Origin of the sequence: Streptomyces sp. CCM_MD2014 (assembly GCF_000772045.1) — a bacterium.
GTDB lineage: Bacteria > Actinomycetota > Actinomycetes > Streptomycetales > Streptomycetaceae > Streptomyces > Streptomyces salinarius.
In genome coordinates, this window is record NZ_CP009754.1 from 2,084,806 (window position 1) to 2,109,274 (window position 24,469).

At 72.8% G+C, this 24,469-nt stretch carries 23 protein-coding genes; 12 read left to right on the forward strand and 11 right to left on the reverse strand.

Translation table 11 applies throughout. The features are described from left to right. Positions 1-2: 2 nt before the first annotated feature. The 3 genes from cyc2 to NI25_RS09075 all read right to left on the reverse strand — a co-directional run bounded on the left by cyc2 (position 3) and on the right by NI25_RS09075 (position 4,262). On the reverse strand, positions 3-2,204 hold the full coding sequence (gene cyc2 / locus NI25_RS09065) for a germacradienol/geosmin synthase Cyc2 (RefSeq protein ID WP_061441960.1): 2,202 nt from the start codon (positions 2,202-2,204) through the stop codon (positions 3-5). A gap of 106 nt (positions 2,205-2,310) precedes the next feature. Further along, positions 2,311-3,519 (reverse strand): damage-control phosphatase ARMT1 family protein, encoded by a 1,209-nt coding sequence (locus NI25_RS09070; protein ID WP_061441961.1) that lies wholly within the window; start codon positions 3,517-3,519, stop codon positions 2,311-2,313. 95 nt (positions 3,520-3,614) lie between these two features. Further along, positions 3,615-4,262: a ScbR family autoregulator-binding transcription factor gene (locus tag NI25_RS09075; RefSeq protein ID WP_061441962.1), complete on the reverse strand. Its 648-nt coding sequence runs from the start codon at positions 4,260-4,262 to the stop codon at positions 3,615-3,617. A 378-nt stretch (positions 4,263-4,640) separates the two neighbouring features. On the opposite strand from NI25_RS09075, the gene NI25_RS09080 reads away from it, so the two are divergent. The 5 genes from NI25_RS09080 to NI25_RS09100 all read left to right on the forward strand — a co-directional run bounded on the left by NI25_RS09080 (position 4,641) and on the right by NI25_RS09100 (position 9,660). Continuing rightward, complete coding sequence (locus NI25_RS09080; RefSeq protein ID WP_061441963.1) at positions 4,641-5,654, forward strand: substrate-binding domain-containing protein; 1,014 nt, start codon at positions 4,641-4,643, stop codon at positions 5,652-5,654. A 69-nt stretch (positions 5,655-5,723) separates the two neighbouring features. Then, positions 5,724-8,282, forward strand: coding sequence for a nitrate- and nitrite sensing domain-containing protein (locus NI25_RS09085; RefSeq protein WP_078884565.1), 2,559 nt, complete (start codon positions 5,724-5,726; stop codon positions 8,280-8,282). Next, positions 8,279-8,698: a roadblock/LC7 domain-containing protein gene (locus NI25_RS09090; protein ID WP_061441964.1), complete on the forward strand. Its 420-nt coding sequence runs from the start codon at positions 8,279-8,281 to the stop codon at positions 8,696-8,698. The genes NI25_RS09085 and NI25_RS09090 overlap by 4 nt, the downstream gene beginning before the upstream one ends. Position 8,699: 1 nt before the next feature. After that, a complete protein-coding gene (locus NI25_RS09095; RefSeq protein ID WP_061441965.1) occupies positions 8,700-9,059 on the forward strand; it encodes a DUF742 domain-containing protein in 360 nt (119 codons plus the stop codon). After that, a complete protein-coding gene (locus NI25_RS09100; protein WP_199560857.1) occupies positions 9,046-9,660 on the forward strand; it encodes a GTP-binding protein in 615 nt (204 codons plus the stop codon). Before NI25_RS09095 ends, NI25_RS09100 begins: the two co-directional genes overlap by 14 nt. Positions 9,661-9,684: 24 nt before the next feature. Here the strand turns inward: NI25_RS09100 and NI25_RS09105 are convergent, their stop codons facing one another. From NI25_RS09105 to NI25_RS09120, 4 genes are all read right to left on the reverse strand, one after another. Beyond that, a complete protein-coding gene (locus NI25_RS09105) occupies positions 9,685-10,647 on the reverse strand; it encodes an ABC transporter substrate-binding protein (RefSeq protein WP_061441966.1) in 963 nt (320 codons plus the stop codon). Positions 10,648-10,721: 74 nt separating this feature from the next. After that, a complete protein-coding gene (locus NI25_RS09110) occupies positions 10,722-11,387 on the reverse strand; it encodes an ABC transporter permease (protein ID WP_061441967.1) in 666 nt (221 codons plus the stop codon). Further along, a complete protein-coding gene (locus NI25_RS09115; RefSeq protein ID WP_061441968.1) occupies positions 11,384-12,085 on the reverse strand; it encodes an ABC transporter permease in 702 nt (233 codons plus the stop codon). The genes NI25_RS09110 and NI25_RS09115 overlap by 4 nt, the downstream gene beginning before the upstream one ends. Then, positions 12,082-13,239, reverse strand: coding sequence for an ABC transporter ATP-binding protein (locus NI25_RS09120; RefSeq protein WP_199560861.1), 1,158 nt, complete (start codon positions 13,237-13,239; stop codon positions 12,082-12,084). Before NI25_RS09120 ends, NI25_RS09115 begins: the two co-directional genes overlap by 4 nt. A 250-nt stretch (positions 13,240-13,489) precedes the next feature. Here NI25_RS09120 and NI25_RS09125 point away from each other — a divergent pair, with 250 nt between their 5' ends. From NI25_RS09125 to NI25_RS09135, 3 genes are all read left to right on the forward strand, one after another. Next, on the forward strand, positions 13,490-14,188 hold the full coding sequence (locus NI25_RS09125; protein ID WP_061441970.1) for a response regulator transcription factor: 699 nt from the start codon (positions 13,490-13,492) through the stop codon (positions 14,186-14,188). Then, positions 14,185-15,639 carry a sensor histidine kinase gene (locus NI25_RS09130; protein WP_061441971.1) on the forward strand — a complete coding sequence of 485 codons (1,455 nt, stop codon included), beginning with the start codon at positions 14,185-14,187 and terminating at the stop codon, positions 15,637-15,639. The genes NI25_RS09125 and NI25_RS09130 overlap by 4 nt, the downstream gene beginning before the upstream one ends. A gap of 147 nt (positions 15,640-15,786) precedes the next feature. Continuing rightward, positions 15,787-16,329, forward strand: a complete 543-nt coding sequence (locus NI25_RS09135) for a DUF1697 domain-containing protein (protein WP_078884566.1) — start codon at positions 15,787-15,789, stop codon at positions 16,327-16,329. Positions 16,330-16,382: 53 nt separating this feature from the next. Here the strand turns inward: NI25_RS09135 and msrB are convergent, their stop codons facing one another. The 4 genes from msrB to NI25_RS09155 all read right to left on the reverse strand — a co-directional run bounded on the left by msrB (position 16,383) and on the right by NI25_RS09155 (position 19,754). Continuing rightward, positions 16,383-16,790, reverse strand: coding sequence for a peptide-methionine (R)-S-oxide reductase MsrB (gene msrB, locus NI25_RS09140; protein WP_061441973.1), 408 nt, complete (start codon positions 16,788-16,790; stop codon positions 16,383-16,385). A gap of 14 nt (positions 16,791-16,804) precedes the next feature. Continuing rightward, positions 16,805-18,193: a UDP-N-acetylmuramate--L-alanine ligase gene (murC, locus tag NI25_RS09145; RefSeq protein WP_061441974.1), complete on the reverse strand. Its 1,389-nt coding sequence runs from the start codon at positions 18,191-18,193 to the stop codon at positions 16,805-16,807. A gap of 74 nt (positions 18,194-18,267) precedes the next feature. Next, complete coding sequence (locus NI25_RS09150; protein WP_199560863.1) at positions 18,268-18,741, reverse strand: indole-3-glycerol phosphate synthase; 474 nt, start codon at positions 18,739-18,741, stop codon at positions 18,268-18,270. 218 nt (positions 18,742-18,959) lie between these two features. Next, positions 18,960-19,754: a pyrimidine reductase family protein gene (locus NI25_RS09155; RefSeq protein WP_061441976.1), complete on the reverse strand. Its 795-nt coding sequence runs from the start codon at positions 19,752-19,754 to the stop codon at positions 18,960-18,962. Between the two features lie 774 nt (positions 19,755-20,528). Here NI25_RS09155 and zapE point away from each other — a divergent pair. From zapE to NI25_RS09175, 4 genes are all read left to right on the forward strand, one after another. Beyond that, positions 20,529-21,638 (forward strand): cell division protein ZapE, encoded by a 1,110-nt coding sequence (gene zapE, locus NI25_RS09160; RefSeq protein ID WP_199560869.1) that lies wholly within the window; start codon positions 20,529-20,531, stop codon positions 21,636-21,638. Between the two features lie 209 nt (positions 21,639-21,847). Beyond that, the gene (locus tag NI25_RS09165; RefSeq protein ID WP_061441978.1) at positions 21,848-22,249 is read left to right on the forward strand and encodes a hypothetical protein; all 402 of its coding nucleotides are present in this window, start codon (positions 21,848-21,850) and stop codon (positions 22,247-22,249) included. Positions 22,250-22,325: 76 nt separating this feature from the next. Next, positions 22,326-22,907: a carbonic anhydrase gene (locus NI25_RS09170; protein ID WP_061441979.1), complete on the forward strand. Its 582-nt coding sequence runs from the start codon at positions 22,326-22,328 to the stop codon at positions 22,905-22,907. A gap of 8 nt (positions 22,908-22,915) precedes the next feature. Next, on the forward strand, positions 22,916-24,406 hold the full coding sequence (locus NI25_RS09175) for a SulP family inorganic anion transporter (RefSeq protein ID WP_061446840.1): 1,491 nt from the start codon (positions 22,916-22,918) through the stop codon (positions 24,404-24,406). Positions 24,407-24,469: the final 63 nt, after the last annotated feature.

Consider the following 24,469-nt stretch of genomic DNA (forward strand, 5'->3'; position numbering starts at 1 on the left):
GGTCAGGGCGTGGGAACGGGGCTGCTCCCCGGCACCGGGACCGGCATGGACTGCACGGGCGCGGCCGGAATCCGGTCCGGCAGGAAGCCGTGGGTGCGGCTCGCCAGGTACTCGGCCTTGTAGCGCGGGACGTTCCGGTGCCAGTTGAGGATGCCGGCCATCCAGTTCTGCAGGTCGGTGACGTAGCCGTGCATGATGGCCCGTGCCTCCTCCGACAGCTGGAAGTCGTCGTAAACGACGGGGAGTTCGTGCGCCACGACGTGCTCGAACTGGCGCATCCGCTGGTTCATCAGGTCCTGCACGACGCCCAGGGCGGCCGGGTAGTCGACGCCGAAGAAGTTCTGCACGACGAGGACCGCGTTGTGGATCTCGCCCTCGTACTCGATCTCCTTCTGGTAGGAGAAGACGTCGTTGAGCAGGCAGGCGTAGTCGATCGCCGCGTTCTCCAGGGAGCGGACGGGACCGCTGCGGTAGACCTCGGGCGGCACCGCCGGGCCGTGCCCCGCGCGGCACAGGCCCAGGGTGAGGTCGGACCCGAAGGTGGCGCGCCGCATCTCCAGGTAGTCCACGGGGTCGGGGACGCGGTTCTGGATCTGGTTGGACAGCTCCCACACCCAGGCCTCGGTCATCGTGTCGACGGCCGTCTTCAGCGGGCGCCGCTCCTCGGGCGTCATGCCGGCCGTCGTGCGCGCCCACAGGTCGATCAGGGAGCGTTCCATGGCGTTGACGGGCGGCGGGACGGGCTCGCCGTCGAGCGGCATGCAGGCCGACAGGCGGGCGGTGGTCAGCCGGGCGGCGGCGAGGTCCCGGCGGTGGCCGTAGACGAGCGGGTAGTAGTCGTCGCCGTAGGTGCCGAAGGCCAGCCAGCCGGAGGCGAGGTCGAGTTGGTCCTGGGTGGCGTCCGGGTCGAGGCCGGCGGCGCACAGGGGGAGGTCGCAGCTGGCGAGCTTGTCCTCGTCCCAGACGCCCTCGCTGAGCATCCCCATCCGTGCGCACCATTCGAACAGGTGCCGCCGCGCTCCCTCGAGGGCGGGGCTCAGCTCCAGCGGGTAGGGCATGCGGATGTCGGGGATGATCGACGGGCCGACCTTCCGGAAGGGCACGTTGGTGTAGGGGCGGGCCCGCTGGGCGACCGCCGTGGCCAGGAGCGCGCCGACGTCCGCGGCGGAGGTGCCGGGGCCGGTCAGCGCCTGCCAGCCCGCCGCCGGACGCTCGCCCTTGTTCATGTAGCGGCTGGAGCGCATGTGCCATTCGTGGCCGCCGGACTGCCAGTCCTGCAGCCCCTTCGTGTACGCGGCGACGGCGGCGAGCTCCGGCGGGGTCAGGCCGTTCTCCAGGGCCACGGCCGGCACCTCGGTGAACGCGGTGTGCTCGAACTGGTGCAGCCGGGAGGTGAGGACGTCGTTGACCAGCTCGGCGGCCTCCTGGGTGGTGCAGCCGAAGAAGGTCTCCAGGACCAGGACCCCGTTGCTCAGCTCGCCCTCGTCCTCGACCTCCCGCTGGTAGGAGAAGAGGTCGTTGCGCAGGTGCACGGCGTCGGAGAACGTCTCCATGAGCACCCTGAGCGGCCGGGACCCGGCGACGGCGGCGGGCACTTCGGCGGTCGCGTACTCCACGAGCCCGGCCGACCAGGGGGCGCCGCCCACCTTGCGGCGCATCTCGATGTACTCGACGGGGTTGGCGACGCGCCCCTCGTTGATGTTGGACAGCTCCCACATGGACTCGTTGAGCAGGTGCTCGGTGGCGACGGCGAAGCGGCGGCGCCAGTCGGCCGACATCGCGGGCACCGTGCGGGTCCACAGGTCGGCGAGGCCGGCCTCGACCGGGTTCTCCGGCTCGGGCATCTCCGTGGCGTCGTCGAGCGGCATGAACAGGGGGAGCCGGTCCAGGTGGGCCTTGCCGGCGAGGCGGTCCTGGCTGCGTTTGAACTTCTCCAGGAAGTGGTCGTCGAAGAAGAAGACCCACACGTACCAGTCGGTGATGAGGGAGAGCGCCGGCCCGTCGCAGTCGGGGTGGGTGTAGGCGCACAGCAGGCCGTAGTCGTGGGCGTCGAGGTCGGACTGCTCCCAGACCCCGGATCCCTCCAGCATGCCCATCTCGCGCGCCCACGTCGTCGAGTGGGCGCGGGCCTCGTCGAGATGCGGGTTGAGCCGCGCGGGATGCGGCAGGTAGAAGTGCGGGAGTCGGAAGGGCTGTTGCGTCATGGCCGGGCACTACCCATGGCCCTCCGGGGGCATCCACCGGGCGACACATGATCACACCATCGCGTGAATCAGCCCGGAATGCGGGAACTTCTCCCCCGGTCCTCGCTCAGCGCCTGACCTGGATCAGCGCGTGTGTCCCGCCCGTTCGCCAGCGCCGCTCGCCGCTCGCCTCCAGCGCGGCCTCGGTCTTCGCGTCGAGCCCGGTGACCACGTCGGACTTGAGGGTGCGCAGCGCGGCGACCGGGCCGGGGAAGTACGCGGTGACGTCCGCGAAGGAGGTGGTCGGCGGCCACCACCGGTCGCCCACCAGGCGCCGGTAGTTGAGGTCTCCCTTGAGGACGGTCACGGTGGCGGCCGCGAAGTCCTCTCGCAGGTCCCCGGGCATGTCCGCGTACGGCAGCGGGGCACACGAGAAGGGGTGGGCGCGGACGCCGATCCGGCCGTCGGTGAGCGCGGTCCACAGCCGCTCGCCGTGCCCGGCCGCCGTACCGCCCGCGGCGACGAGCCGCCGCAGGGCGTCGAGCACGTCGGTGGGCGTGGCGTCGGAGACGTAGTACGGGTACGGCTTGACGTGCAGGACGACCCGGTCGACGCGGCCCTCGGCGAGGAGGTGCGAGATCAGGAGCAGGTCGGGGACGAGTTCGCGGCCGGCGTTGTCGGCGACCAGGCACAAGGTGGCCGGGTCCCGCCGTGAAGCTCCCCTCCCGCGGGCCGGGAGCAGGGACCACAGGGTGTCGCTGTCGTCGGCGACGAGGGGTTCCGCCTCGCCCCGGGGGCCGGCGCCCCGGTCGGAGAGGCGGAAGCCGAGGTCGGCGCGGTTGCCCCAGAGCGAGCCGTGCAGCAGGGCCCGGCCGCGCTCGTCGGCGGGCAGTTCGTCGAGCGCGGCGAGTTCCTCGTCCGTCTCCGGCGCGTCGAGTTCGGCGAGCTTCGCGGGCCGGAACGGGTCCACGCCCTGCCAGGGGCCGGGGCCGAAGTAGCCGACGGCGTCGAGGAGCCGGCGGTAGAAGTGGCTCTCGGCCCACAGCCAGGGCACGTCGTACCAGGAGCGGCCGGCGTACGCGTCCATGCCCCAGTGGGCCCAGCGGTCCCGGTCGCGTCCGGTGGGGTCGGCCGCGGCGGGCAGCGGTTCGACCACGCCGTCGGCGCAGCTCTCGAGCAGCGCGTCGAGCGCCTCGCACCGGCCGGGGTCGAGGGGGAAGGCGTCCCGCACCTGCCGCACGATGGCGGGGTGCCGCTCGGCGAGCACGCCGTGCGGGAAGGACCCGGGTTCGTTGCCGAGGATGACGGGGGCGGGCACGGACGGGGTGTCGGGCATGCACGTCACCGTACCGGTCGGACCACGCCCGGCTCCGTACCGCTCGGACCGCGCCCGGCTCCGTACCGCTCGGACCACGCCCGGCTCCGTACCGGTCAGGCCGCGCCCGGCTCACGTTCCAGGCGGGACGCGAGGGTCACGTAGCGGGCGCGCCGGGTCACCGGGACCATGCCCCGGATCAGGACGTACCACATCCCCGCGAGGCGGCGGGGCTCTCGCTCGGCCGGTTCGAGGGTGCGGCTCACGACGCGGGTGCCGACGATGGAGCAGACGAGGGTGTGGGCGACGGAGTCGACGTCGAGGTCCGGGTGCACGTCGGACTGCCGCACGGCGTTCAGCAGCCGTGCCGTGGCGATCTCCCGCCACTCGGTGAAGGGGTGCGGCAGCGGCGGCCGCACCGGGACACCCGCCGTGGCGAGCCGCAGCCCGGCGCGCAGCACCGGTCCCTCGTCGCAGAGCCGGGCCATGCCGAAGGTGAGGCGCATCAGCGTCTCCAGCGAGGAGTAGCCCCGGCCGTCCAGGTCCTTCGCCAGCCGGCGGGAGGCACGGGACTGCATCTCCATGATGGCGTGGGCGAGGTCTTCCTTCGCGGCGAAGTGGAAGTACAGGGCGCCCTTGGTGACCCCGGCGTGGGCCACGATCTCGCTCAGGCTCGTCGACTCGTAGCCGTGGCGGTCGAACAGGTCGGCCGCGGCACCGATGATCGTCGCGCGGGTCTGCTCGGCGCGTAGCTGCCTCGCCATCGGCTGAACTCTCCTGGGCTGGAACTCAACAGACCGTGCCGCCTGTCTTAACCCCCTGTACACGATAACTCAATGACTAACTGTCCGTCAGATCCGCCTCGGTGCGGCCGCCGTACACCGCGGCCACCGCGGCGCGCACACTGCCGGCACCGCGCGGCATACCGCCCGGCATTCCGCTTCGGCCCGCTTTCGCCGCCCCGATCATCACGATGCGGCACCGACAACTGACAACGGTTCGCTGGTCACTTGACTACCAGCGGTCACACACGGTTTGCTCCGGCCAGGCGAGTTTCACCCGGTTGACGCACCGACCCGCTGATCCGGGCCACCTCGCTCCGTTCCTCCTGCTCGGCCGCACAGCGAGGTGCCCCCGCCCCCATGAGTACAGCTCCCCCGCCCTTCCGCTCCTCCGCGCCCCTGCGCATCGCGGCCCTCGCGACCGCCGTCTGTCTGCTGGGGGCCGGCTGCTCCGCCCTCGGCGGGGACGAGGACGGCTCGGCGGCCAACGCCGCGGGCGGGCCGGGCGGCGAGCGGATGAAGATCGTGATGGTCACCCACGGCGGTGAGGGCGACGCGTTCTGGGACCGGGTGCGCAAGGGAGCCGAGGCGGCGGCCGCCAAGGACGGCGTCGACCTCACCTACGCCGGTGACGCCGACACCGCCGACCAGGCCGACCTGGTGCGGGACGCCGTCCGCGACAAGGCCGACGGCATCGCCGTGACGCTGGCCAAACCGCAGGCGATGAAGGCGCCGGTCGCCGAGGCCAAGGCGGCCGGGATTCCCGTGGTCGGCCTCAACTCCGGTATGGACGCCTGGCGTTCCACCGGGCTCCTGGAGTACTTCGGGCAGGACGAGAGCGTCGCGGGACGGGCCGTCGGCGACAAGCTGAACGACCTGGGGGCCAAGCACGCCCTGTGCGTCATCCACGAGCGCGGCAACGTCGCGCTGGAGGCCCGCTGTGCGGGGGTGAAGAAGTCCTTCGAGGGCGAGACCGAGATGCTCTACGTCGAGGGCACCGACATGAAGGCGGTCGGCGCTGCGGTCACGGCCCGGCTGCGGCAGGACACGAGCATCGACGAAGTCGTCATGAACGGAGCGGCGTTCGCCCTCACCGCGGTCGAGTCCGTGGACGAGGCGGGCAGCAAGGCGCACGTCGCCACCTTCGATCTCGACGAGGACCTGGTCGCCGCCGTCAAACGCGGGGACGTCCAGTTCGCGGTGGACCAACAGCCGTACCTCCAGGGCTATCTCGCCGTGGACGCGCTCTGGCTGTACCGCACCAACGGCAACGTCAGCGGCGGCGGGGTGGCCCCCGTGCTGACCGGCCCGGCGTTCGTGACCAAGACGAACGCCGACTCGGTCGCCGAGTTCGCCGCGGGCGGCACCCGGTGACCGGGTCCCGCGGCCGACGGCGTCCGCCCGTGTCCGCTTCCCTTCCCCACCTGATCGCCTAGGACGACGATGTCTGCACGCAAGACACGGAAGACGCAGGAGACACGGGAGACGCCGGCGGGGCGGGAGACGCGGAGAGCGCGGAGGACAGGCGTCCGGCGCCGTCTCGGCTCCATACGTCTCTCCCTGATCCTCCTGGCCCTGGTGCCCGGCGTCACCCTCGCGGCCGTGTGGGGCGTCACGACGGTCCAGATCTTCTCGGAGGGCCTGCGGCTGCGCGCGCAGACGGAGTTGAGCCGCGACACCGGGGCCATGGGCACCGAGGCCACCCTGGCCCTGCAGAAGGAGCGCAGTCTGTCGGCCGCCTGGCTGGCCGCGCCGGACGGCGACCGTGCGGCGCTGGACGCGCAGCGCAAGAAGACGGACGAGGCGGTGGCCCAGCTCGTGGGCCAGTCGGACGCGATCGAGAGCGCTCCCGACCGGATCTCGGACCGGCTGTACTCGGTGCTCGGCTCGGTGGGCAGCCTGGAGTACTACCGCAACCAGGTGGACGACCCCAGCGACATCACCGCCGAGCAGGCGCTCGACCAGTACACCTCGATCGTCGACGAGCAGATCCACGCCTTCCAGGAGCTCTCCCAGGTCGACGACGGGGACCTCACCTCCCAGGCGGGTCCGCTGGTCGCCCTGGAGCACGCCGCCGAGCTGGTCTCCCAGGAGGACGCCCGGCTCACCCTGGCCTGGCCGTCCGACCGGATGGACGAGGAGCAGTGGAACGGCTTCGCCCAGCTGGTGCACACCCGCCGCTGGCTGGTGCAGGACCAGATCGTGCCCTCCCTGACCGGCAGCGCGAAGACCCAGACCGAACGCATCCTCGCGAGCTCCGAGTGGAAGTCCCTGCAGGACGTCGAGGACCAGGTGCTCGAGGCCCGCTCGGCGGGCGGCAACGAGCGGATCGACCTGCCGGACGCGCGGCAGCGCTGGAACACGGCCTTCGCGTCGATCTCCACCCAGTACGCCCAGCTCGTCCGGCAGCAGACGGACGGCCTCCTCGACCGCAGCGCCGAGGAAGCCCGGGGTCTGCTGATCAAGGCCGGCGTCCTCAGCGCGGGCGGGCTGATCGCCCTGGTGCTCTGCGTCGTCATGTCCTGGCGCATCACCCGCTCGCTGTCCCGGCGGCTGCGCGGGCTGCGGCTGGCCACCCTCAGGCTGGCGGAGGAAAGGCTGCCCGACGTGGTGGCGAGGCTGGAGCGCGGCGAGAAGGTCGACGTGGAGTCGGCGACGCCGCCGCTCGACTACGGGCGGGACGAACTCGGCCAGGTCGCACAGGCGTTCAACACCGCGCAGCGCACCGCCGTGCACACAGCCGTCGAACTGGCCGACACCCGGCGCGGGTTCCAGAAGGTGATCCTGGGCATCGCCCGGCAGAGCCAGAACCTCGTCAACATGCAGCTCGGCAAGCTGGACGCCCTGGAGCGCGAGCACACGGACCCCGACATCCTCAAGGGCCTGTACGAACTGGACTCCACGGCGAGCCAGTTGCGGCGCTACGAGGAGAACCTCGTCATCATCAGCGGTGAGCAGCCCCGGCGCACCTGGCGCGAGCCCGTGTCGCTGGTGGACATCCTGCGCAGCGCCGTCGGCGAGGTCGCCGAGTACCAGCGGGTGGAGCTGCACGCCGACGAGGAGGTGGCGCTCGCCCCGCCCGCGGTGGCCGACGTGATCCACCTGCTGGCCGAGCTGATCGACAACGCCACCTCGTACTCCCCCGCACCCAACCCGGTCGGGGTGCGGGCGGCGCTGGTGGCCAAGGGCCTGGCGGTCGAGATCGAGGACCGCGGGCTCGGCCTGTCGGAGGAGGACTACGCCTCGTTCAACGCCCAGTTGGCGGTGGCTCCGCAGTTCGACGTGGTGGCGCTCGCCGACGACCTGCGGCTCGGCATGTTCGTCGTGGCCCGCCTCGCGCACCGGCACGGCATCACGGTGACGCTGCGCCCCTCCCCGTACGGCGGGACGACGGCGATCGTGCTGATCCCGCACGACATCGTGGTGCGGGAGCCGGTCGGCGGGGCGGACGACAAGGGCGTCACGGCGGACGTCCTCACACCCGAACCGGTCGGCGTGTCCGCCTCGTCCGCCGCGTCAACCCCGTCCTCGGGGCCGGGGACGGACCCGGCCCGCGGCGGGCGGCCCGTGCGGTCGTCGCGTCCCGCACCCCCCGGCCGGTCCGCGGTCGCGGCGGGCGCCCCGGGCGGCTCCCGCAACGGTTCGTCCCACGGCGACGAACACGGCGGCCTGGCCCCGCTGCCCCGCCGGGTGCCGCAGACCAGCCTCGCCGCCGAGCTGCGCGACGAGGACCCCGGCGTCCCCCGGGACGGCGCCGGCGGCGCGGGCGACGACTACGAAGACTTCACGGCCGAGCGCGCCGCCTCGTCCCTCGCGGGCTTCCAGCGCGGCACGCTGCGGGCCCAGACCGACCCCGACCCCGACACGGACGCCACGGACACGGACACCGGAACCGGCACCGGCACCGGCACCGGCACCGGCTTGCCCGTGCCCTCCTCCGCCTCCGCCGCCCCCTCGACTCCCCCCGCCGACCGCCGACCGCCGACGAAGGACACCCGATGACCCGACCCTCCCCCGCCACGCACACCGAGCTGGACCAGTTGCTCACCGGACTCGTGGAGCGGGTCGCCGACGTGAACCAGGCCGTGGTGCTCTCCGAGGACGGACTGGTCGTCAGCAAGTCCACCGGATTCCTGCGCGACGACGCCGAGCGGCTGGCGGCGACCGCGTCCGGCCTGATGAGCCTCAGCAAGGGCGTCAGCATGGACTTCCGGGGCGGACCGGTGCGCCAGGCGCTCATCGAGATGGCCAACGGCTACCTGATACTCACCTCGGCCGGCCCCGGCGCGCACCTGGTCGTGCTCACCGGGCCGAACGCCGACGTCGGTGTGGTGGCGTACCAGATGAACATGCTGGTGAAGAAGATCGGCGAGCATCTGAGCGCGGCCCCGCGGACCACCGCCGGCCCCGGCGAGTGACGTGACCGGAGGCGACGCGGCCGGCCGGCTCGTACGGCCGTTCACCCTGACCGGCGGCCGGACCCGGCCCAGCCGCGCCGACTTCACCCTCATCACGACGGTGACCGCGGTCGAGCCGCAGCCCACCCGGGCGGCCCGCCCGCAGCCGGAGCACCTGCGGATCCTGCGCCTGTGCGCCGAGCCGGTCGCCGTGGCGGAGATCGCGGCCCGTCTCGACCTGCCGGTGAGCGTGGTCGTGATCCTGCTCTCGGACCTGCTGGAGGCCGGCCGGATCACCGCCCGGCCGCCGCACCTCGTCTCCCGCGCCACTCCCGACCTGGACCTGCTGCAGAAAGTGAGGGACGGCCTTGGCCGGCTCTGAGCGCGTCGCCGACACGGCGCCCACGGCATCCGCACGCTCCACCGCGCCCGACGCGGTGAAGATCCTCATCGCGGGCGGTTTCGGCGTCGGCAAGACCACCATGGTCGGGTCGGTCAGCGAGATCGCCCCGCTGCGCACCGAGGAACCGCTGACCACGGCGGGCCTGGGCGTCGACGACCTCGCCGGGATCGAGGAGAAGCGGGCCACGACCGTGGCGCTGGACTTCGGCCGGATCTCCATCGGCCGGGACCTGGTGCTGTACCTCTTCGGTACGCCCGGTCAGCAGCGGTTCTGGTTCATGTGGAACGACCTGGCGATCGGGGCGCTCGGTGCGGTGGTCCTGGTGGACGTGCGCAGGCCCGAGTCGAGTTTCGCCGCGATCGACTTCTTCGAGCGGCGGGGTATTCCGTTCGTCGTCGCGGTCAACGGCTTCCACGGCCGGCACCCGTACCCGGCGGCGGAGATCCGCGAGGCCCTCGCGCTGCCGGAGCACGTGCAGGTGCTGCTGTGCGACGCGCGGGAGCGGGCCTCCAGCCGGGACGTCCTCATCGCCCTGATCGACCAGCTGATCGACGCCGCGACCGGGGCCGCGGCGTCGTGACGGCGGCCCCGGCGACGGCTCCGGTCAGCCGAGACCCGCGGACTCGAGCCACTCCTTGGCGACGTCCAGCGGGTCCTTCTTGTCCAGCTGGACCTGCGCGTCGAGGTCGAGGAGCGTCTTGGTGTCGAGCTTGGCGGAGACCGCGTTGAGCGTGGCCACGCCCTCCTTCGACAGGCCGTCCTTGTTGACCAGCGGGGTGACGTTCGCGTAGCCGAAGAGGTTCTCCGGGTCCTTCAGGACGACGAACTTCTCCTTGATGATGGTCGGGTCGGTGGTGAAGACGTCCGCCGCCTGCACGGTGTTCTTGGTCAGCGCCGACTGGGTCAGCGGCCCGCCCGCGTCGAGCGCCTTGAACGACTTGAACTTCAGCCCGTACACCGACTCCAGGCCCTTGAGCCCCTGCTGCCGGGTCTGGAACTCGGGCGAGCCGCCGATCACCAGCTCCGGTGCGACGTCCTTGAGGTCGGCGAGGGTCGACTCGGCGGTGAGGCCGTGCTTCTTCGCCGTCTCGGCGTTGACGCTCACCGAGTCCTTGTTCTCGGCCGGCGACGGCTCCAGCAGCGTCAGCTTCTCGTCGAGCTTGGCCTTGACCGCCTCGTTCACCGCCGCGGCGGACTTCTGCTCGGCCTTCGGGTCGAGGTAGGCCAGCAGTGACCCGTTGTACTCCGGCAGCACCGTGACGGACCCGTTCTTCATCAGGCCGTACGTGGTCTCGCGGCTGCCTATGTTGTGCTTGTAGGTGACCTTGAGGCCTTTGGCCTTGAGGGCCTCCCCGTAGATGTCGGCGAGCAGGGTGCTCTCGGCGAAGTTGTTCGAGCCGACGACGACGGTGCCGGCCTCCGCCTTCTCGCCCGCCAGCGGATTGTCGGAGGTGTCGTCGGAGTCGGAGGAACAGCCCGCGAGCAGCGCCGCCGCGGCGGTGAGCGCGACGGCGGCCGCGCCGGTGTGCCTCGTCCTGGACCTGCTGCTCTTGGCGGTGAAAGTCATCCGTCGATCCAAACGAGCCGCTTGCCGATCAGTCAAGACCGGCCCGGTCACGGTTTCTTCACCGGCGCGCGGGCTCAACGCCTGCGCACCCCCGGCGACACGACGAACCGTCCGGCCGCCCAGAACACCGCGAGGGTGACGAGCGCCAGCAGGGCGACCAGGGCGGCGCCGCCGACCACCTTCTCGTAGTCGCGCTGGTAGAGCCCGTCGATGATGTACCGGCCGAGCCCGCCGAGACTGACGTAGGCGGCGATGGTCGCCGTGGAGACGACCTGGATGGCGGCCGAGCGCAGTCCGCTGAGGACCAGCGGGAGGGCGACGGGCAGTTCGACCCGGAAGAGGATGCCGGTCTCGGTCATGCCCATGCCCCGCGCCGCGTCCACCGGAGCGGGGTCGAGGGAGCGGACGGCCTCGTACGTGGTCACCAGGATCGGCGGGACGGCGAGCACCACCAGCGGGATCATCACGGGCAGCAGGCCGATGCCGACGACGACGGCGATCAGCACCAGCAGACCGAAGCTGGGCAGGGCTCGGGCGGCGGTGGCGACGAAGGCGACGGCGTTGCCGCCACGCCCGGTGTGCCCGGTCAGCAGCCCGACGGGCAGCCCGATCGCGGCGGCGAGGCCGAGGGCCATCAGCGTGTACTGGACGTGCTCCACGAGGCGGGTGGGGATGCCGTCGTAGCCGTGCCAGTGGGCACCGTCGCTGAAGAAGGCGTTGACGAAGTTCAGGACGTTCACTTGGCGGCCGCCTCCTGGGGCTCGGGCCGCGCGGCGGCCTCCTTGGGGCGTTGCCGCCTGCCCCGCGGCATCCACGGGGTCAGCAGGTTGCGGACCAGGACGAGGACCGCGTCGCACAGGATGGCCAGTACGGCGGTGGTGAGGACGGAGTTGACCGCCAGTTCCGGCCGTCCGTACTTCTGGGCGTCCGCGAGCAGGTTGCCGAGGGCGCCCTGGTTGCCGATGAGGGCGCCGACGCTGACCAGGGAGATGCTGGAGGCGACGGCGACCCGCAGTCCGGCCAGGATGGCGGGCACCGCGATCGGCAACTGCACCTGGAGATAGCGCCGTACCGGTCCGAAGCCCATGGCCGTGGACGCGGCCAGCGTCTCCTCGGGCACCGACCTGACGCCGTCGACGATCGCCGGGACGAGCACCACCAGGCTGTACACGGCCAGCGGGATCATCACCGTCAGTTCGGTCTGGCCGGTGTAGTCGATGAGGACCACGAAGACGGCCAGCGACGGGATGGCGTAGAAGACGGTCGTCACGCCGAGCACGGGCGGGTACAGCCAGCGGAAGCGCACGCACAGCTGGGCGAGCGGCAGCGCGGCGAGCAGTCCGGCCAGCACCGGCAGCAGCGCCTCGCGCAGGTGCAGGCCGATCAGACCGAAGTACGTGTTATCGAGGTCGCTCGGGATGTCGAAGAAGCCGTTCACGGGGCGACCTTCGTGACGTCCGCGGGCTCCTCGGCCGTCCGCTCGTCGCCGGGGCTCCCCGCACCGTGGGCGCTGCGGATCGCCTCGCCGATGGTCTGCTGGGAGACGACACCGATGACCCGCCCGTCGGCGTCCACGGCGACGGCCCAGCCGGTCGGCGAGAGCACCGCGCAGTCCAGGGCGGCCCGCAGCGAGTCGGTGCCGGGCACGAACGGCCGCCCGCAGGACAGCAGTGGCCCGGCCGCGAGGTCCCCGGCGCTCAGGCCGCGCGGCTCGGCCCAGCCCAGCGGCCGCCCGTCCGCGTCGGTCACCAGCAGGTGCGGGGCGCCGTCGGCGGCGGCGAGCCGCTCGGCGCCGGCGTCGGCGCGTACGACCGGGCCGCGGGTCAGCTCCAGGCCGGCCGAGGAGAAGAAGGAGAGCCGCCGGATGCCGCGGTCGGCGCCGAGGAAGTCCTCGACGAACGCGTCCGCGGGGTCGGACAGCAGCTCGGCGGGCGGTGCGAACTGGGCGAGCCGGCCGCCGGTGCGCATCACCGCGACCATGGTGCCCAGTTTGATCGCCTCGTCGATGTCGTGGGTGACGAAGACGATGGTCTTGCCCAGTTCGTCCTGGATGCGCAGGAGTTCGTCCTGAAGTCCCTTGCGGACCACGGGGTCGACGGCGGAGAAGGGCTCGTCCATGAGCAGCACCGGCGGATCGGCGGCGAGCGCCCGCGCCACCCCGACGCGCTGCTGCTGGCCGCCGGAGAGCTGGTACGGGTACCTCTTGGCGAGGGAGGCGTCCAGCCCCACCCGTTCCATCAGTTCCGCCGCCCGCTCGCGGGACTTCTGCTTGCCCCGGCCGAGCATGCGGGGCACGGTGGCGATGTTGTCGAGGATCGTCCGGTGCTGGAAGAGCCCGGCGTTCTGGATGACGTACCCCATCGACCGGCGCAGCGTGGTCACGGGCTGCCGCTGGAGGTCCTCGCCGTCGAGCAGGATCGTCCCCTCGCTCGGCTCGACCATTCTGTTGATCATCCGCAGGGTCGTGGTCTTGCCGCAGCCCGAGGGGCCGACGAGGACCGTGATCGAGCGGTCGGGTATCTCCAGCGACAGCCGGTCCACCGCCACGGTGCCGTCCGGGTACCGCTTGGTGACTGAGTCCATCCGTATCAAAACGCCGAATACCCTTCGGGACTGGCAGAAGCTGCCCGCTCCGGCCGCGGTCGGTGGGGCCGTCGCCGGTCGAGTGTAGACGGCTGCTGTGCGGGGCCCCCGTTGCTCCGGGGCGACTCCTTCCCGCTGCTCGGGGGTTCACACCGGAAACCTTTCCCGACCTGTCGGTCACCTGTCGGTCTGCTGTCGATCGGGCAACGACGGCCTCCGTTCCCTGGGGTGCGGACGGCCGGTGGCGCAGTATGGGCGGGTGGAGAAAGTACGCCTGCTCGTGGTGGACGACGACCCGCCCATCGCCGACCTCGTGGCCACCGTCGCCCGCTACGAGGGCTGGGAGGCGGTCACGGCCAACTCCGGTGAACAGGCGCTGCGTCTGGCCGCCGCGTTCCGCCCGGACATCGTGGTGCTCGACCTGATGCTGCCCGACGTCGACGGCTTCGGGGTCCTGGACCGGCTGCGCGGGGCGGGCACGATGGTGCCGGTGGTGTTCCTCACGGCGCGCGACCGGGTGGCCGACCGGGTGGCGGGGCTGACCAGGGGCGGGGACGACTACCTGGTCAAGCCGTTCGCGGTGGAGGAGTTGATGGCCCGGCTGCGCACCGTGCTGCGGCGCAGCACCGGGCCGGGTTTCCAGCGGTCGGTGCTGAGGGTGGCGGACCTGGTGATGGACGAGGACGCCCGCGAGGTGCGCCGCGGCGAACGGCGGCTGTCGCTGACGCCGACCGAGTACGAGGTGCTGCGCTACCTGATGCGCAAGTCGCCGGCCGTGCTGACCAAGGCCCAGATCCTCGACCACGTGTGGGAGTACGGCTTCGGCGGCCGGTCCAACGTCGTGGAGCTGGTCGTCAGCCGGCTGCGCCGCAAGCTGGAGGCCGCGGACGGCACGGGCGGGCCGCTGATCGAGACGGTGCGGGGTTTCGGCTACGTGATCCGGCAGGCGGCCGGGTGATACGCCGGTGGTGGCGTGCCTACCGCGGGCTGCGGCTCGGCACCCGGCTGGCGCTGGGGCTCGGGGCGCTGTCGCTGGTGGTGTTCGCCGTGGTCGGCACGGTGCTCACCGCGTACATGCGGGAGTACCTGGAGCGTCAGCTCGCCGACCAGATGAAGCTGGTGCAGGTGGTGCAGTCCAAGGACGCGGCGGCGCACGGCACGGTCGAGCGCAAGCCGTACTACGGCTGGTACACCGCCGTCTACGACGTGTCCGACGGCTCGGCGGACCTGCGCACGCCCGCCGAGGTGCCGGCGGACAGCAGGGCGCTGACCGCCCTGGCGCGGACCATGGCCCGCTCGGACGAGGACCTCACCCGCACGGTGCGCATCGGCGGGCACGGCCCCTATCTGCTGCGGGCCTGCGAGGTCGAGCCGGGGGTGGTGCTGGTGAGCGCGGCGCCCCTGGGCGACGTGGAGGACACCGTGGAGCAGCTGATCACGGTGCAGGTCGTCGTCTTCGGGCTGGCGCTGGCGGCCCTGGTGGTGTTCGGGCGGCGGATGCTGCGACGCGGTCTGAAACCGCTGAGCGACATGGCGAGCACGGCCCACGGCATCGCCTCCCACGACCTGACCGAGTCGGCGGCACGGCTGCCGCTGCGGGCCGACGGGCGGGACGGCGGCAAGGAGGTGGCGGAGCTGCGGACCGCGTTCAACACGATGCTGGAGCACATCGACGCGTCACTGGCGGTCCGTGCGCAGGCCGAGCAGCGGCTGCGCCGGTTCGTCGCGGACGCCTCCCACGAGCTGCGCACCCCGCTGATGTCCGTGCGCGGTTACGCCGATCTCTTCCAGTACGCGGCGGCCAACGCCCCCGGGGAGCGCGAGCGGCACCTGGCCCGGCTGCGTGCCGAGGCGGCCCGGATGGGGGTGCTCCTGGACGACCTGCTGCTGCTCGCCCGGCTGGACGCGGCCGAGGTGGAGGCGCCGCTGCGGTGGGAGGAGGCGGACCTGACGGAGCTGGTGCGACAGGCGGCCGAGGCCTTCCGTGCCGCCCGCTGCGACCATCCGCTGACGGTGACGGTGACGTCCGGGACGGGGCCCGTGCGGCTGCGCATGGACCCGCAGCGGATCCGGCAGGTGCTGGACAACCTGCTCACCAACGCGGCCGTGCACACCCCGCCCGGCACCAAGGTCTCGGTCGCGGTCTCCGCCGCGTCCGGGGCGGCCCGGGTGTCGGTCGCCGACGCGGGGCCCGGCGTCCCGGCGGCCGACCGGGACCGGATCTTCGACCGCTTCTACCGCGTCGACAAGGCCCGCAGCCGCGACCGGGGCGGCAGCGGGCTCGGGCTCGCCGTCGCCGCGTCGCTGGCGCGGGCGCACGGCGGGACGATCGAGCTGGGCGGCGAGCCGGGCACGACGGTGTTCACGCTCACGCTGCCGACGGGGCCCGCGAAGGCCGCGGACCGGTGAGGTTCCTCGGCCGTGCCGCCGCCGGGCCCGCACGCGGAACGCGCGGGTTCGGCGGGGACCCGCCTTCCGTCGTCACCCCCGGCGGGGCTCGGGGGCGCCGGCGTCACCCCGCCCGGGCGGGGAACCTGGTCGGTAAGGTCTCACCTCATGAATTCCCCGCATGTGGTGTTCTACCGGAACATGAACCTCGGCCACGCCGGCAGCCCGGACCGGGCGACGCTCGAGGGCGCGCTGTCCGCCGCGGGGGCCCGCGGGGTGAGGTCGTTCCAGACGAACGGCACGGTGCTGTTCGACGCGGACGACCCGCTGGGCGTCGTGGCCGAGGCCGCCGAGACCCTGGAATCGGCGTGCGGCTACACCGAGCCCGCCCTGGTCCGCGGCCTCGGCCTGCTGATCGACGTGCTCGACGGCGGCCCGTTCGACGGCCACGAGGACAGCCGCACGTACCGCAAGACCTTCACGTTCTTCGACGGCGGCCGGCCCGTCGGGCTGAAGCTGCCGTGGACGAACGCCAGGGACGACGTCGACATCGTCGAACTGCGCGAGGGCCTGGCGCTGAGCCTCGTCCGCAAGGAGAAGTCGAACGCGGGCAGCCCGACCGCGGAGATCGAGCGCCTGTTCGGCGTGCCGGCCACCACCCGCACGCTGGGCACCGTCGAGCGGCTGGTGAAGGCCGCGGGCCGGGGCTAGGTCATGGTCCACCCGACGCGTCCGGGCCCTGCCACGGGCCCGGACCGCCCGGCTCAGCCCTCGGCCGGGGCCAGCCGCAGGGAGATCGAGTTGATGCAGTACCGCTGGTCGGTCGGGGTCGGGTAGCCCTCGCCCTTGAAGACGTGCCCGAGGTGCGACCCGCACCGGGCACAGCGCACCTCCGTGCGGACCATCCCGTGGGAGCGGTCCTCGACCAGCTCGACCGCGTCGGTGTCCTTCGGGTCGTAGAAGGACGGCCAGCCGCAGTGCGACTCGAACTTGGTCGTGGAGGTGAACAGCTCGGCACCGCAGGCGCGGCAGGAGTAGACGCCCTCGGTCTTGGTGTCGGTGTACTCACCGGTGAAGGCCGGCTCCGTGGCGGCCTCGCGCAGCACGGCGTACTCGGCCGGGGCCAGCTCCGCCCGCCACTGCTCGTCCGGCTTCTCGACGTCGTACGACATGAGTCCTCAGCCCCTTACTTCGACAGCTCGTCCAAAATGCGCGGTCCGAGGTCGGTGACGTCGCCCGCGCCCATGGTGAGAACGAGATCACCGGCCTTCGCCATTCCCGCGACCAGCGCGGGCGCCGCGTCCTTGTCGTGGACCGAGGTGACGTCCGCGCCCGCGGCCCGGGCCGCCTCGATGATCAGTTCGCTGGTGACGCCCGGGATCGGGTCCTCGCGGGCCGGGTAGATGTCGAGCACGACCGAGGCGTCGGCGAGGGCCAGCGCCTGGCCCATCTCCTTGCCCAGCTCCTGGGTGCGGGAGAAGAGGTGCGGCTGGAAGAGGACCAGGATGCGGGCGTCGCCGACCGCGGCGCGCATGGCCTCCAGGTCGGCGGTCATCTCCGTGGGGTGGTGCGCGTAGGAGTCGACGACCTGGACTCCGGCCGCCTCGCCCTTGAGCTGGAGGCGCCGCTTGACGCCCGTGTAGGCGGCCAGCGCGGGGGCCAGCTCGGCGGCGGGGACGCCGAGGGCGGCGCCCGCGGCGAGGGCGGCGACGGCGTTGTGGGCGTAGTGGCGGCCGGGGACGGAGACGGCGAAGGTCAGTTCGGCCCCGTCGAGGACGACGGTGACCTCGCTCTTCAGGCCCTGCGGGACGACCGACAGGATGCGCACGTCGGCGTCCTCGGACTCCCCGTACGTCACGGTGCGCACCTTGCCGGCCAGCCGGCGGGTCAGCTCCCGGGCGCCCTCGTGGTCGGCGGCGATCACCAGGGTGCCGCCGGGGACGATCCGGTCGGCGAAGGTCTCGAAGGACGCGTAGATCTCGTCCATCGAGGCGTAGTTGGCGTGGTGGTCCAGCTCGACGTTGAGGACGATGGAGACCTCGGGGGCGTACTTGTGGAAGCTGCGGTCGCTTTCGTCCGCCTCGGCGACGAAGATCTCGCCGTCGCCGTGCAGGGCGTTGGAGCCGGGGGCGTCCAGGTCGCCGCCGATCGCGTACGAGGGGCTCAGGCCCAGCTCGGACAGGGAGACCGCCAGCATCGAGGTGGTGGTGGTCTTGCCGTGGGTGCCGGCCACGGCGATCGGGCGCAGCCCGTTCATGAGGGCGGCGAGGGCGTCGGAGCGGTGCACGACCGGGATGCCCAGCTCGGCGGCGCGGGCCAGCTCGGGGTTGTCCTCGCGGATGGCCGAGGAGACGACCACGCAGCTCGCGTCGTCGGCGAGGTGCTCCGCCGCGTGTCCGATGTGCACGGTGGCGCCCAGCGCGCGCAGCGCCTCGGCGGTCGCGGACTCCTTGGCGTCGCTGCCCGCCACGGCGGCGCCGCGCTGGGCGAGGATCTTGGCGATGCCCGACATTCCGGCGCCGCCGATGCCGATGAAGTGCGGTCGGTCCATGGCGGTAGGAAGGCCGGGTGCCATGCGCTGTTCTCCCAGGGTGATCCGTGCGTGATCCGTTGACGGGCGCGCCCCCTCGGCGGGGGCGCGGCACCAGCCTATGCCTTGCTGTGCGAGAAGAGTTTCAGGACCGGTACGCCGACCTTGTGCCGGGCCCTGGAAGCCCAGTCCCGGTGGAAAAACTCCTCCACGTAGTGCGGATCGGTCAGGACGATCACCTCGTCGGCCGCGATCTCCCCGACCAGGGCCTTGAGCTCGTCCAGCGGATGGTTCTCGATCAGCCGGCCCTCGGCCCGGGCGCCGGACGCGCGCAGGGCGGCGAGGGACACCTCCAGGGCCCGTTCGCCCACGCTCTGCGCCTCCCGGCCCTCCGGGGTCTCCCCCTCCCGCACGGCGTCGTCGAGCTCGCCGAGCGCGACGTCGTCGATGGCCCGCAGCAGGCGGTCCGCCTGATCGCCGCGCGGCTGGAGCAGCACGTGGAAGGCGACCTGCTCGTCCCCGTGCAAGGTGGTGACGAACTCCACGTCGGCGGACGTCAGGGCCTTCTCGATCATCAAAACGCTTGTGAACACCAGGCGCCCCTTCTCCTTCGAGGGCCCGTGGGCCCACCCTCCGTAGGCCGGAAACGGACCCTGCGGAAACCATCCTGCCCCGTGATCGCACGGGTACTGCCGGAATCAGTGTGCCCGGCGGAGGCTAAACGGAACGGGAGATTCCGCCGATTCCCGGATGTGCGGTAACGACCGAACTGCTGTCCGGTCGTCGCCGTCCACTCGTGCCCGGGATCGTCCTAGTCACGCCGGTAACGACTGAAGAGGAAACCTTCCTCCTCCAGCAGGGACGCCAGTGCGAACCGCCGCGGGACCTCGACCGCCGGTCCGCCCGCGATCCGCTGCGCGTTCCCCGCGGTCAGCATCGGGGAGACGGTCAGGCACAGCTCGTCGAGCACCCCGGCGGCGACGAACTGCCCCAGCAGCCGCGGACCGCCCTCGGTCAGCAGCCGGGTGTGCCCCAGCTCCGCGAGCGCCGTGAGGGCACGGGCCGGGTCCACACCGACGCCGTCCCCGGCGGTCACCACCCTCGCCCCGGCCTTCTCGGCGGCGGCGATCCGGTCCGGGGCCGCGGCGGCTCCGGTCAGGATCAGGGTGGGTACGGCCGGGGAGGTGAACAGCGGCAGCGAGAAGTCCAGCTCCAGGCCGGCGCTGACCACGGCGATCGCCGGCACGGGTGCCTGGCCGGCTGCCCGCCGGGCCTCGGCGAACTCCGCCCGCGCGCGGGCCGGGCGGTACCCCTCCTGCCGTACGGTCTCGGCCCCGGCGATCACCACGTCCGCCAGCGCGCGCAGGGTGCCGAAGATCCGCATGTCGGCCGCGCTGGAGATGGGCTGGGAGCGGCCGTCGTGCTGGGCGGCGCCGTCGAGGGTGGAGACCATGTTGGCCCGCAGCCACGTCCCCCGCCGCCCGTCCGGCTCGGGATAGGCGTAGGCGGCGGCCAGCTCGGCCAGGCTCCACTCCCGGTCGGCCCCGTCGGAGCCCGGGCCGGCTGTCTGATCGGTCACAGGGGGCAGGGGGAACAGGCGTCGCATGGGGTGCAGTGTTCCACGCCCCCGCCACCCCAACCGCGCAGGCCGACGCCCTGGACGACGCGGGCCGGCCCTCCCGGAGGCCTCGCCCGGGGCGGCCCGGGACAGCGCGCCCTCCTGGCCGCCCGTCGGCCGACCGCCCGCCGCCTGCCCACGGGGAACAGGCGTCGCATGGGGTGCAGTGTTCCACGCCCCCGCCACCCCAACCGCGCAGGCCGACGCCCTGGACGACGCGGGCCGGCCCTCCCGGAGGCCTCGCCCGGGACGGCCCGGGACAGCGCGCCCTACTGGCCGCCCGTCGGCCGACCGCCCGCCGCCTGCCCACGGGGAACAGGCGTCGCATGGGGTGCAGTGTTCCACGCCCCCGCCACCCCAACCGCGCAGGCCGACGCCCTGGACGACGCGGGCCGGCCCTCCCGGAGGCCTCGCCCGGGGCGGCCCGGGACAGCGCGCCCTCCTGGCCGCCCGTCGGCCGGCCGCCCGCCGACCAGGCCCATGCCGCCCCCGCCCCCTGCCCACCATGCCCAGGTCGCCCCCGCCCCCTGCCGATCAGACCCAGGTCGCCCCGCCGCCTGTCCACCGGCCCCGCGCCCGGCCACTCGACCGCGCCCCCGGCCACTCGACCGCCGGTCCGCCCACCGCGCCGCGGCGGCCTCCTGCCGCGCCACGGCACCCGTGCCGCCCGCCGTGTCCAGGCTCCCGCCCGCCGTGTCCACGCTCCCGGCCGCCGCCCAGGCGGCGACGAGGCTTCCCGGGCAGGCCCTACCATTGAGTACCGTGTCGTCCTCCTCCGCCTCCGTTCCCGCCCCGATAACCGGGACGGCTCCGGCCACGGTCTCCCTGTGCGCCCGCGAGCCCCACGTCCCCGCGGACCGTCTGGTCGCCGAGATGGTGCCCCCGCCGCGTTTCGACTCGGTGCGCTTCAGCACGTACATCCCGGACCCGAACCAGCCCAGCCAGAGCGAGGCCGTGCGGGTCCTGGAGGGATTCGCGAGCGGGCTGGGCGAGGCTCCCGGCGCGGCGGGCGGCAGGCGCGGGTTCCTCGGGTTCGGCCGCGGCAAGGCGCCGAAGGCCCCGGCCGGCCCCCGCGGCGTGTACCTCGACGGCGGCTACGGCGTCGGCAAGACGCACCTGCTGGCCTCCCTGTGGCACGCCACCCCCGCCGAGCCCTCCCGCAAGGCCTTCGGCACCTTCGTGGAGCTGACCAACCTCGTCGGCGCCCTCGGCTTCCAGCAGACCGTGCGGACCCTGTCCGGGCACCGCCTGCTGTGCATCGACGAGTTCGAGCTCGACGACCCGGGCGACACCGTCCTCGTCTCCAGCCTGCTCGCCCGGCTCGTGGAGTCCGGCGTGGCGCTCGCCGCCACCTCCAACACGCTGCCCGGCAAGCTCGGCGAGGGCCGCTTCGCGGCGGCCGACTTCCTGCGCGAGATCCAGGGCCTGTCCGCCCACTTCCGCGCCCTGCGCATCGACGGCGAGGACTACCGCCACCGCGGCCTGCCCGAGGCCCCGGCGCCGTACTCCGACGAGCAGGTGACCCGTGCTGCACAGGCCACCGAGGGCGCGTCCCTGGACGGCTTCCCCGCCCTCCTCGACCACCTCGCCCGCGTCCACCCCAGCCGTTACGGCGCCCTGACCGACGGCCTCACGGCCGTGTGCCTCACCGGGGTGCGCCCGGTGCCGGACCAGTCGACGGCGCTGCGGCTCGTGGTGCTCGCGGACCGGCTCTACGACCGCGAGGTGCCCGTCCTGGCGTCCGGACTGCCCTTCGACCGGCTGTTCAGCGAGGAGATGCTGAAGGGCGGGTACCGCAAGAAGTACTTCCGGGCGATCTCCCGGCTCACCGCGCTGGCCCGGGACGCGGCCCGTCTCGTCGACGCGGCCTGAGAACAGTCCGTTCGCGCCAACCCACCCGCGATTTTCAGGCTCTCTTCGGCCCGTAACGTCACGTTAACCCTGCAAAGCCCTTTGCAGGGTTAACGTGTTTCTTGACCATGCATTGACCATTCGTTGACCGCGCATTGGTCCGGTCATGCCGGTGCACCGACCGCGCACCGGCAGCCGGTTGAGGCGTGAAGTGCCTGGAGGGGGGTCACATGTTCCTGCGCGCGACGCCGCGGACACGGCTTCCGCTCCTCGCCGCCCTCCTGGTGGCCCTCCAGTTCTTCGCTCCGTCGGCATCCTTCGCAGTAGCGCACACGAACCGTGATGTCATGGCCAACGCCCAGCCCGGAGCCGTCCTCTCCGGCCCGGCGTCGCACGAAGAGCGGGTCACCTGCCACCACACCGGCCGGCCGGGCCACCCCCACGGACCCGCGCGCGTCCGCGACCGGCACCGCACCGCCGCCGCTCCCCAGCCCGAGCCACCCGAGCGCCCGCTCCCGCACCGGCCCGCCGCGGCCGTCGGTGAGCCCCTCGCGTCCGGCACGGCGGCCCACCACCGGTCCAGACCCGCGACGGACCACTCCCCCGCGTCACTCCAGGTCTTCCGCTGCTGAGGACGGGCCGGCACATCCCCGCCTCTGTCCCGCCCGTCCGACGCGCCCCCACGCGCGCCAGGAGGAAAACCGCATCATGCAACCCCTCATCGACAACGCCCGTACGTTCGGACAGCGCCCTGAGGAGTTCGCCGGGCACGCCCAAGGCCAGTCGCCCGAAGTCCTGTTCATCGCCTGCTCCGACTCCCGGGTCGTCCCCGCCCTGATCACCGGCGCCCGGCCCGGCCGGCTCTTCGAGCTGCGCACCGCGGGCAGCATCGTCCCGCCCCACGACTCCGGGCACCCCTCCGGCGAGGCGGCCACCATCGAGTACGCCGTCCAGGTGCTCGGCGTCAACGACATCGTGGTCTGCGGCCACTCGCACTGCGGGGCCGTCGGCGCACTGGTGCGCGGCGACGACCTGACCGCCGTACCCGCCGTGCGGGACTGGCTGGCGCACGCGGCCGACGAGCCGAAGCCCTGCGATCCCGCCGACCCGACGGTCGCGGAGGCGGTGCAGCACCACGTACTGGCGCAGCTGCTGCGCCTGCGCTCCTATCCGTGTGTCGAGAAGCGGCTGGCGGAGGGCCGGCTGCGGATGCACGGCTGGTACTACGAGGTCCACACCGGTCTCGTGCGGCAACACCGTGCGGACACCGACGCGTTCGAGACCCTGTGAGCGCCGGCATGTCACTCACAGCCGACCGGAACCGGAAGTTCCCGCACTGGCGGCAGGACCTCGCCGCCTCCCTCGTCGTGTTCCTGGTCGCGCTCCCGCTGTGCGTGGGCGTGGCCGTCGCCTCCGGTGTCCCGGCCGAACTCGGCCTGGTCACCGGCATCGTGGGCGGCCTGGTCACCGGACTCCTGCCGGGCAGCAGCCTCCAGGTGTCCGGCCCGGCCGCCGGACTGACCGTGCTGGTCTTCGGCGCGGTCGACCAGTACGGGCTGCCCGCGCTCGGCGTGATCGTGCTCGCCGCCGGGGTCGTCCAGCTCGTGATGGGCGCCCTGAAGCTGGGGCGCTGGTTCCGGGCGATCTCCCTGTCGGTCGTCGAGGGCATGCTGGCCGGCATCGGTCTGGTGCTCATCGCCGGTCAGCTCTACTCGGCCGCCGGTCTCCAGGCGCCCGCCTCCGGCGTCGACAAGCTCACCGGCCTGCCCGGGGCCGCCGCCGACGTGCTGGGCAGCACGGAGGCGCTCACCTCGCTCGCCCTCGGCGCCGGCACCGTCGCCGTGATGGTGCTGTGGAAGCGGCTGCCGAAGCGGGCCCGGACCGTGCCGGGCGCGCTGGCCGCGGTCGGCCTGGCCACGGCGGTCACGGCGGCGTTCGGCCTGTCGGTCGCGACCGTCGAGGTGAGCGGCCTGCTGGACGTGATCCAGCCGCCGGGCGCCGACGCCTTCGGCGAGCTGGCGAACGTGGGCTTCCTCGGCACGATCGTCGCCTTCACCCTGATCGCCTCGGCCGAGAGCCTGTTCAGCGCCGCGGCGGTGGACCGGCTGCACAACGGGCCGCGCACCCAGTACGACAAGGAGCTGATGGCGCAGGGCGCGGGCAACACGGTGTGCGGCGTGCTCGGCGCTCTGCCGATGACCGCGGTCATCGTGCGCAGCTCGGCGAACGTCGGGGCCGGTGCCCGGACCAAGGCGTCCCGGGTGCTGCACGGCGTGTGGCTGCTGCTGTTCGCGGCGCTGCTGCCGTCCGCGCTGGCCCTGATTCCGCTGCCCGCGCTGGCGGGCATCCTGGTGCACGCGGGCTGGAAGCTGATCCCGTTCCGCGGGCTCGTGTCGCTGTGGCGCGGGCACCGGGGCGAGGCGCTGATCCTGGTGGTCACGGCGGTCTCGATCGTCGCGGTCAACATGTTCGAGGGCGTGCTGATCGGCCTGGCCCTGTCCGTGGTCAAGACCGCCTGGGAGGCCTCGCACCTCAGGATGGAGACCGTCGACAAGGGCGCGGGCCCCGTCCAGGTCCACCTGACGGGCAACGCGACCTTCCTGCGGCTGCCGAAGCTGCTGGAGAGTCTGGAGGCCCTGCCCCAGGACCGCCCGGTCGAGCTGGACCTGTCGGGTCTGCACCACCTGGACCACGCCTGCCGCACGGCTCTGGAGAACTGGGCCGAACGGCACAGCGCCACCGGCACGGACCCGGTGAGGGTCACGAACGCGCAGAAGGCGGGGGTGTAACGCCACGACCCCGTCCGGCACTTCCCGCGCGCCCCCGCGGGAAGTGCCGGACGGCTCCGTGTC